The organism is Kitasatospora sp. NPDC059812 (assembly GCF_042732075.1).
Taxonomy (GTDB): domain Bacteria; phylum Actinomycetota; class Actinomycetes; order Streptomycetales; family Streptomycetaceae; genus Kitasatospora.
Genome location: NZ_JBHWIO010000035.1, coordinates 71284 through 80234, shown reverse-complemented (window position 1 = coordinate 80234; position 8951 = coordinate 71284). Strand labels below are relative to the sequence as shown.

5 protein-coding genes are annotated in these 8951 nt (G+C 75.9%); 1 reads left to right on the top strand and 4 read right to left on the bottom strand.

Annotated features, from left to right (window positions below; genetic code table 11):
• Positions 1–97: 97 nt before the first annotated feature.
• Entirely contained in the window at positions 98–625 is a 528-nt protein-coding gene (locus ACFV6D_RS19580) for a hypothetical protein (protein WP_380345291.1), read from the bottom strand.
• A gap of 117 nt (positions 626–742) precedes the next feature.
• Positions 743–2389 carry a cytochrome c oxidase subunit I gene (gene ctaD / locus ACFV6D_RS19575; RefSeq protein ID WP_380560597.1) on the bottom strand — a complete coding sequence of 549 codons (1647 nt, stop codon included), beginning with the start codon at positions 2387–2389 and terminating at the stop codon, positions 743–745.
• 693 nt (positions 2390–3082) lie between these two features.
• On the opposite strand from ctaD, the gene ACFV6D_RS19570 reads away from it, so the two are divergent.
• A complete protein-coding gene (locus ACFV6D_RS19570; protein ID WP_380560595.1) occupies positions 3083–4909 on the top strand; it encodes a BTAD domain-containing putative transcriptional regulator in 1827 nt (608 codons plus the stop codon).
• Here the strand turns inward: ACFV6D_RS19570 and lanKC are convergent.
• Together lanKC and ACFV6D_RS19560 are read right to left on the bottom strand one after the other, a co-directional pair.
• Complete coding sequence (gene lanKC / locus ACFV6D_RS19565; RefSeq protein ID WP_380560594.1) at positions 4902–7526, bottom strand: class III lanthionine synthetase LanKC; 2625 nt, start codon at positions 7524–7526, stop codon at positions 4902–4904. The genes ACFV6D_RS19570 and lanKC overlap by 8 nt on opposite strands.
• Positions 7527–7596: 70 nt before the next feature.
• Positions 7597–8859 carry an MFS transporter gene (locus tag ACFV6D_RS19560; protein ID WP_380560593.1) on the bottom strand — a complete coding sequence of 421 codons (1263 nt, stop codon included), beginning with the start codon at positions 8857–8859 and terminating at the stop codon, positions 7597–7599.
• Between the last annotated feature and the right edge of the window lie 92 nt (positions 8860–8951).

Below are 8951 nucleotides of genomic sequence, written 5' to 3'. Positions count from 1 at the left end.
GGGGGGGGGGGGGGGGGGGGCCCCCCCCGCCTCGCGCGGCGCCGCCGTTGGCCGCGGCGCGGCCTATTGCGCCGCCCCGGCCCGAGGGGAGGGGCCGTCAGCGCCGCCGCGCGCTGCCGAGGCCCGCCAGCAGGAAGGCCAGCGCCACCCCGGCCCCGCTGACCGCCGCGAGCGCCACCCGGGAGCCGACGGCGCCCTCGTCCGACAGCAGGATCGCCACCGCCCCCAGCGAGGCGACGGCGGCGCCGACGACCAGCCACCCCGCGAGGGTGACGGCGGCGGGGCGGCCGGAGCGCGGCGCCGGCCGGGCGCCCAGGGCCGCCCAGCGGGCGGCGGTCTCGCGCTGCTCCCCGCGCCGGTCCCACCGGGCGCGGACCCGCAGCGCCGCGCCGCCGACCAGCCCGGCGAGGGCGATCTGCGCGGCGGGCCGCCAGTCGGGCAGGGCGAGCAGCAGCCCGCCGGCCATGGCGAGGGCGGCCCACCACAGGACGCAGGCCGCCGCGGCCGTGCGGGTGGAACGGGGCCGGTCGGCGCCGGCCTGGAGGTCGGCGATGGCGGGCAGGTACCAGACGCAGCCGCTCGCGGTGAGCGCGGCGGTGCCGATGGCGAGGACGGTGTGGGTCATGGGGCCGGCCTTCCAGGTCGCGAGGGGGGAGCCGTCCCCGCCCGTGACGGGGGCGTGGGCGGGGACGGCGGTCGGTGGGTGTTCGGAGCGGGTGGCCGGGGCGCGCCCGGCCTCGGGTCAGCTGTCCACGGCGGACTGCTCGCGCTCCGCCCTGGTCTGCGGCAGGTCGTACTTGGCCGGGGTCACGTCGCCCAGGTGGGTGGCGGGCTTGCCGGTGTTCTCCAGGACGTCCAGGGCCGCGATGTCGGGGTGGTGCAGGTCGAAGGCCGGGGATTCGGAGCGGATCCTCGGCAGCCGGACGAAGTTGTGCCGGGGCGGCGGGCAGGAGGTGGCCCACTCCAGCGAGCGGCCGTAGCCCCAGGGGTCGTCGGCCTCGACCTTCTCGCCGTACTTGGCCGTCTTCCAGATGTTGTAGAGGAACGGCAGGATCGACAGTCCGAGCAGGAAGGAGAAGATGGTGGACAGGGTGTTGAGCGTGGTGAAGCCGTCCGAGGCGAGGTAGTCGGCGTAGCGGCGCGGCATGCCCTCGGCGCCGAGCCAGTGCTGGACCAGGAAGGTGCCGTGGAAGCCGACGGTGAGCGTCCAGAAGGTGATCCGGCCGAGCCGCTCGTCGAGCTTCTTGCCGGTCATCTTGGGCCACCAGAAGTGGAAGCCGGCGAACATCGCGTAGACCACGGTGCCGAACAGCGTGTAGTGGAAGTGGGCGACGACGAAGTACGAGTCGGAGACGTGGAAGTCGATCGGCGGGGCGGCGAGCAGCACGCCGGTGAGGCCGCCGAACAGGAAGGTGACCAGGAAGCCGACCGTCCACAGCATCGGTGTCTCGAAGCTGAGCGAGCCCTTCCACATGGTGCCGACCCAGTTGAAGAACTTGACCCCGGTCGGGACGGCGATGAGGAAGGTCATGAAGGAGAAGAACGGCAGCAGCACCTGCCCGGTGACGTACATGTGGTGCGCCCACACCGTCACCGACAGGCCGGCGATGGCGACGGTGGCGGCGATCAGCCCCGCGTAGCCGAACATCGGCTTGCGGCTGAAGACCGGGATGATCTCGGAGATGATCCCGAAGAACGGCAGCGCCAGGATGTACACCTCGGGATGGCCGAAGAACCAGAACAGGTGCTGCCAGAGCATCGCCCCGCCGTTGGCCGGGTCGAAGACGTGCGAGCCGAACTTGCGGTCGCATTCGAGGGCGAGCAGGGCGGCGGCGAGGACGGGGAAGACCAGCAGCACCAGCACCGAGGTGAGCAGCACGTTCCAGCAGAAGATGGACATCCGGAACATGGTCAGCCCGGGTGCGCGCATGCAGATGATCGTGGTGATGAAGTTGACGGCGCCGAGGATGCTGCCGAAGCCGGAGAGCGTCACGCCCATGATCCACATGTCGGCGCCGACGCTGGGCGAGTGCACGGCGTCGGACAGCGGCGCGTAAAGGAACCAGCCGAAGTCGGCGGCGCCCTGCGGGGTCGCGAAGCCGGCGGCGGCGATCAGCGAGCCGAACATGAACAGCCAGAAGGACAGCATGTTCAGGCGCGGGAAGGCGACGTCCGGGGCGCCGATCTGCAGCGGCATGATCCAGTTGGCGAAGCCGGTGAACAGCGGCATCGCGAAGAGCAGCAGCATCACCGAGCCGTGCATGGTGAAGGCCTGGTTGAACTGCTCGTTGGAGAGGATCTGCGTTCCGGGCCGGGCGAGTTCGGCGCGCATGACCAGCGCCAGGACACCGCCGATCAGGAAGAACCCGAACGCCGACACCAGGTACATGGAGCCGATCGTCTTGTGGTCGGTGGTGGTCAGCAGTCTGACCACGGCCGAACCGGGCCGTTTCGGCCGAACCGACGGCTGCGGTACGGAGGTTGGCGGTGGCGTGGGGTCGCCCTGTGCCGGGGTGGCGCTCAAGGACGCACTCCTTAGGAACGTCGTGCGAATGGCTGGCGATCCATGATCCGAACGCACCGCCCCCGCCCCCTAGGGCCGTTCGGCCCGCGCCCCCGGGGCCGCACGGCCCGCGTTCCGGCGCCCGGACCGGGACCTCCGGTGGCCGTCGGTCCCTCCCCGGCCCCTCGGGCGGCGCTCACCGCGCCGACGAGCGCCGCTGGAGGAACGCCGGAACCGCCCCGGCGCCCGCGCCCCGGAGCGCCCCCGCCCGGCCCCGTCCGCCCCGGGGCCCGCACCCCCGGCCCCGGCCCTCCGCCGCGCCCCGCCGGCCCCTCCCACCCCGCCCCACCGGCCACGACACCGCACCCGCCGGCCGCCACCACACCCGGCCTCCCCCTCCCCCGGGTGTCCCCTCCCCCAGGTGCCCGAAGTGTGAGGGTCGCGTGAGCGAAACAGGACGATTCCGTGCCCTACAGATCGGATCGGCCGTCAAGTAGCCTGCGGCCACGCCCGCACCTCACCGGTCACGCCCCCGCTCGGACACGCCCTGGCCCCCACCCACGCCCCGGAGGTACGCCGATGCCCCTGGCCCAGCCCGCCGCCCCCACCCGGCCGCGCTTCTCCGTCCTCGGCCCGCTGACCGGCGAAGCGGACGGCCGCCCGCTCGCCCTCGGCCCGCTGAAGCAGCGGCTGGTGCTGGCCGTCCTGCTGAGCCGCGCCAACACGGCCGTCCCGGTCGACCTGCTCACCGACGCGGTCTGGCCCGAGGAGCCGCCGCGCACCGCCCGCAAGAACCTCCAGGTCTACATCTGCACGCTGCGCACCCTGCTCGGCCGCGACCCCGGGCCCGAACGGCTGGTCCACACCGCCGGCGGCTACCTGCTGCGGGTCGCCGAACCCGAGCTCGACGTCCTCCAGTTCCGCGCCCTCGCCCGGGCCGGCCGGGCCGCCGCCGACAGCGGCGCGCTCGCCCCCGCCGCCCGGCTGCTGCGCCAGGCCCTCGACCTGTGGCAGGGCCCGCCGCTCGCCGATCTGCGCTGCTCGCCCGCCGTCCAGGCCGAGGCCGACCGGCTGGAGGCCCGCTGCCTCGGCGTCCACGAGGACTGGGCGGAGACCGAGTTGGAGCTCGGCAACGCCACCGCCGTCGCCGAGGAACTCGCCGACCTGGCCGAGCGCCACCCGCTGCGCGAACGCCTCCAGGCCGCCCGGATGAACGCCCTGCACCTGTCCGGCCGCCAGGCCGAGGCGCTCGCCGTCTACGACACCCACCGCCAGTTGCTCGCCCGCGAGTTGGGCCTCGAACCCAGCCCCGCCCTGACCGCCCGCTACCGGCAGCTGCTCGCCCACGGCCCGGCCCGCCCCGCCACCGCCCGGCCGGCGCAGCACCCCGGCCCGAACGGCGCACTGCTGCCCGCCGACACCACCGACTTCACCGGTCGAAGCCACGAACTACGCGACCTGATCGATGCGTTGGCGGATGGCGGCGAGCGCGTCGCGGTCCTCTCCGGCCCGGCCGGCATCGGCAAGACCGCCCTCGCCGTGCACGCCGGACACCTGCTCGCCGACCGCTTCCCCGACGGCCGGCTGCTGCTCCGGCTGCGCACCGAGGACGGCACCCCGCGCCCGCTCGCCGACATCCTCGCCGAACTCGCCGCCCTCACCGGCCGATCCGGCCCCAGACCGGCCGACCCGGCCCAGGCCGCCGCGCTCTGGCGCGCCTCCCTGGCCGGACGCCGGATGCTGCTGATCCTCGACGACGCCCCCGGCGAGGCCGTGGTCCGCGAACTGCTGCCGGGCTTCGGCCCGAGCGCCACCCTCGTCACCTCGCGCAGCCAACTCGCCGGACTGGCCTCGGTGCACCGGGTCACCGTGCCGCCCTTCGCCCCCGCCGAGGCGCTCGACCTGCTCGGCCGGATCGTCGGCACCGGCCGGACCGGCACCGACCGCGCGGCCGCCGCCCGGATCGTCGAGGCCTGCGGGCTGCTGCCGCTCGCCGTCCGGGTCGCCGCCACCCGGCTCGCCGTCCTGCGCCACCTGCCGCTCGCCGAGTACGCGGCCCGCCTCGCCGACCCGGCCGGCGCCCTGGACGAACTCGTCGCCGGGGACGTCACCGTCCGCGCCCGCCTCGACTCCGGCTGGCGCGACCTCACCGACCAGGGCCGCCTCGCCCTCGGCCGGCTCGCCGCCCTCCCGCTCTCCCTGCTGTTCACCCTCCCCGAGGCCGCCGCCGCCCTCGGCCGCCCCGAACGCCTCGCCCTGCGCACCCTGGAGGCCCTCACCGACACCGGCGCCGTCACCTCCCCCACCGGCGAGGTCACCGCCCACGCCGCCCTCTACGCCCTCCCCCGCCTCACCCACCTGCACGCCCGCGAGCACAGCACCGTACTGGCCGACAACCTCAGCTGAGCCCGCCGCGCCGGCCGGCGCCCCTTGGGCCGAGCGTCAGCATGTCCAGCAACTCCCGGCCCTCCAGGCCCTGTTCGGCAGCGTGCAGGGCGAGCAGGACGCCCGCCGCCCCGGTGTGCAGGTCCGCCGAGAACCGCCGCAACCGCATCCCGGGGACGAGCAGCCCCTCCGGCCGCGCGACCAGGTGCCACTGGAGCTTGCGGACCTGCTCGCGGACGGTGTCCCGGACCGCCGGACCGCCCAGCCGGTCCAGCGCCAGCAGCAGCCCGGCGCGGCCCCGGAACAGCCCGGGCTCGCGGACGAATCCGGGGGCGCAGACCCGCCGCACGTCGGCGAGGAACTCCTCGGGCCCGCCGAACTCCCCGAACCCGTCGAACTCCTCGGACCTGCCGAACTCCTCGGGCCCGCTGCCGCCGAGCGCCTGGTACTCCTGGGCGACGAGCGCGATCCCGCTGCTGCCGCGGTCGAGGTAGGCGAGCCGCCGCCCCCGGTCGAGAACCTGCACCGACCCGTCGGGCACCCGTACGCACTGCGCCACGGCCCGGTCCAGCGCCTCGCGCCCGGAGGCCAGCAGCCAGTCCTCGCCGGTCCGCTGGTACAGCCGCAGCTGGACGAGGGCGATCCCGGCGAGGCCGTACAGCAGTCCGGCCGCCGTCGGCGCGCCGAGCCCCGGGACGGTCTGCCCGCGCAGCACCGCGTCGAGCGCCCGCGCGTCGGCGAGGGCGTCCGCGAGTTCGCGCCGGCTGCCGAGGGCGTCGGCGAGCCGCAGCCGGGCGAGCGCGGCGCCGGCCCGGCCGCCGTGGAGGGCGACGGTGGGCGCGGGCCGGGCCTGCCGGGCCTGTGCGGCCAGTTCGGCGGCCTCGTCGCCGCGGCCGACCCGGGCGAGCACGGCCGCCACGCCGAGCGGCCCGTCGAAGAGCCCGCCTGCGCCCGGCCTCGGGCCGCGCCGCCGCATCGCCGCGATCAGCCAGTCCGCGTACTCGTCGGGGCAGGGTGCCCCGGCCCGGTGCAGCGCGTACAGCACGCCGGCGGCGCCGTGGGCGACGCCGGTGCCGCCGTCGGCGAATCCGGCCGGGTCGCCGGGGAAGAGCCGGTCCGGCCGGTCGGGGGTGGCCCCGGCGTGGATGCCGGCGACGAGTTCGTTCCTGGCGGCGTCGAGGGTGGGCCCGGCGAGGAGTTCGCGGACCCGCCGTTCGCCGACCGGTTCCACCGGCGCCACGGCGCCCGGCCGCACCGGTCCCTCCTCCGGCCCGAGGCCGAACCAGCGCCGTGCCCGCCGTTCCAGCGCGGGCAGCTTGCCGGGATCGCGTTCGGCCAGCTCCATCACGGGCATCAGCAGCATCAGCCAGGTGGCCCAGAGCATGTGGCGGTCGGCGTCGGCCCCGTCGAGCCCGGGCGGGGGCTGCAACCCGCCCGCGCCGGCGAGCGGGACACGGCGGCCGGTGAGCTCCTCCGCGTACTCGAAGTCGACGAGCACCACCGAACCGTCCGGACGGACGATCACATTGGCCGGGTGCAGGTCGCCGAACCGGACGCCCCGCTCGTGCAGGGCGCCGAGCGCCTTCTCCAGCCCGGCCACGACCCCGGCCACCCAGTGCGCGTACTCGGCGCGCTGTCCGGCGGTGCAGTCCTGGTGCACCAGCGGGTAACGGCGGATCGCCTCGGCGAACAGCTGGACGCCCTCGATGTGCTCCTGGACCAGGAAGGTGTGCTCCCAGACCGTCCGGACCTCGTGCAGCCGGGGCACGCAGTCCAGACCGGCGAGCCGTTCCAGCGCCCACTGCTCGCGCCGCAGCCGGGTGACGGCGTCGTCCCCGGCGGCGTCCAGCCCGGCGTGCGGGCGGGCCTCGCGCAGCACCACCCGCTCCCCGGTGGTCCGGTGCTCGGCGAGGTAGATCCCGCCGGCGTTGGAGAACTGCAGCACCTCGACGATCCGGTACGGCAGGTCGCCGCCGGCCGCCTCCCGGGCGGCCAGGTGCGGGCGCAGCTCCTCGGGCGGTTCGACCCAGGCGGGCAGTTGGAACACCGGGTCGCGCCGGTCGGGGACCAGCTCGCCGGACGGGTCGCGCAGCGCGGGCACGGGCCGCCCGTCCTCGTCCTGGCACCACAGCTCGACGAACGCGCCGTAGCGCACGTACACGGGGGCCGTCCCGATCCTCAGGTCGGTGAGCACGTACGGCCCCCGGCAGCCCGCCAGCACCTCGGCCAACTCCGCCGCCACGGCCAGGAACTCCTCCTCCGACCCCGGGTAGACGGTGACGAACTTGCCGCTGCTGCCGCGCCCCATGTACTTGCCGTTCGCGACCCGCAGCGCCTCGTCGCTGCGCAGGAACTTGAACGTCGTGCGGCGCGCCGTGCAGACCCGCGCGACGGCCCGCAGGGTCGCCTCAGCCTCCTCCGGCACGGTCGAGACGTGGATCTTCCAGCCCTGCTCCGGCAGCCGGGCGCCGTCCGGCCGCAGCGCCGTCCACAGCCCGCGCCGTTCGCGCCGCCACCCGGCGGGCGGTGCGCCGAGCCCCAGCTGGTACCGGCCGGCCCGGTCGCGGAGGCGCCCCGGGGTGTCGTAGTACATCGGATCGGCGAGGCAGTACAGCTGGGTCTCCTGGGCGCCGGCCATGGCGCGCCTCCTGTTCCGGGTCGTCTTCCAAGCTCTTCCGGGTCATTCGTCTCCCGGGCCGCCGGGCCGTTCAGCCTGCGGGCGCCGGTAGCGGTGCCGGGGCCGGCGCCGGGCCGCGCCGGACCGGCGGCGCCCAGGTGACCACGGCCGCGCAGAGCGAGATGGCGAGGGCCAGCAGAGCGAAGGTCCGGGTGCCGCCCAGGGCGCCGAGCAGCGCGCCGCCCACCAGCGGGCCGAACGGCTGGACCAGGGTGGACAGGAAACCGGCGGCGCTCTGCACCCGGCCGATCCGGTCGGGCGGCGCGGCGAGCAGCATGCCGGAGACGAAGCCGATGCTGGCGACCGTGGACAGGCACATGCACACCGCGCAGAGCAGCCCGATCAGCAGCGGGATCCGGGTGAGCACCAGCACCCCGGCGGTGGCGGCGGCCGCCCAGCAGCTAAGCGCCACCAGCCTGCCGTCACTCGCCCCAGAGCGCGCTCTGGCCCCTGTCCGGGCCTCCAGCCTCGGGGCGAGCAGCGCGCCGGCCAGGGCGCCGGCCGCGGTGCAGGAGACCACGGTGCCGCCGCCGATCCCGGAGCGGCCGCCGTCGGAGGCCACGGCCAGGGTGGTGAACATCAGCGCGCTGAACGCGAAGTTCATCCCGAGCCCGAAGATCAGCAGCAGGGTGCGCAGGTAGGGCTGGCGCCAGATGAAGCTGAGCCCGGCGGTCAGTTCGCCGCGGCTGAACGCCGCGCCGCTCCTGGCGGCGGGCACCGAGCGGGTCCGCATCAGCGCGACGCAGACGGTGGAGAGCAGCAGCCCGACGCCCTCCGCGAGGAACGGCAGCACCGGGTGCCAGGCGAACAGCGCGCCGCCGGCGATCGGACCGACCAGCCGGGCGGCGGCGCCGCGCGCCTGCATCCGGGACGAGGCCGCGCGGACCTGCTCGCGCGGCACCACCGCGCGCAGCAGGCCGCCGGCGGCGGGCCCGTAGGCGCTGGTGATGAGAGCCCCGGCGGCGGCCACCAGCAGCACCAGCGGCAGCGGGGTGTGGCCGCGCAGGACGGCGATCACCAGCGCGGTGACGGCGAGCAGGCTGCCGACGTCGCACACCCGCATCAGCCGGCGCCGCTCGATCCGGTCGGCGAGGACGCCGCCGGGCAGCATGGTGAGCAGCAGCGCGCCGATCGAGACGGTGCCGATGGCGCCCGCCTGGGCGGCCGATCCGGTCTCCCGCAGGACGAGCAACGGCAGGGCGATCGAGGCGAGTTGGGAGCCGAGCGAGGCCATCAGGCCGCCGACCCAGAGCAGCCGGAAGTCCCGGTTGCGGGAGAGCGAGGTGGGCTCCATGGCCGTCCTCCGGGGTGGGGGGGTGGAATCGGGCCGGGGGGGGGGGGGCCCGCCGGGGGCGCCCCCGCCGCCCCACACACACCCCCCCGCCC

Bases quoted from the DNA above. Each gene is read 5' to 3' on its own strand.
- ACFV6D_RS19580 (WP_380345291.1), bottom strand. From the start codon at position 625: ATGACCCACACCGTCCTCGCCATCGGCACCGCCGCGCTCACCGCGAGC.
- ctaD (WP_380560597.1), bottom strand. From the start codon at position 2,389: ATGTACCTGGTGTCGGCGTTCGGGTTCTTCCTGATCGGCGGTGTCCTG.
- ACFV6D_RS19570 (WP_380560595.1), top strand. From the start codon at position 3,083: ATGCCCCTGGCCCAGCCCGCCGCCCCCACCCGGCCGCGCTTCTCCGTC.
- lanKC (WP_380560594.1), bottom strand. From the start codon at position 7,526: ATGGCCGGCGCCCAGGAGACCCAGCTGTACTGCCTCGCCGATCCGATG.
- ACFV6D_RS19560 (WP_380560593.1), bottom strand. From the start codon at position 8,859: ATGGAGCCCACCTCGCTCTCCCGCAACCGGGACTTCCGGCTGCTCTGG.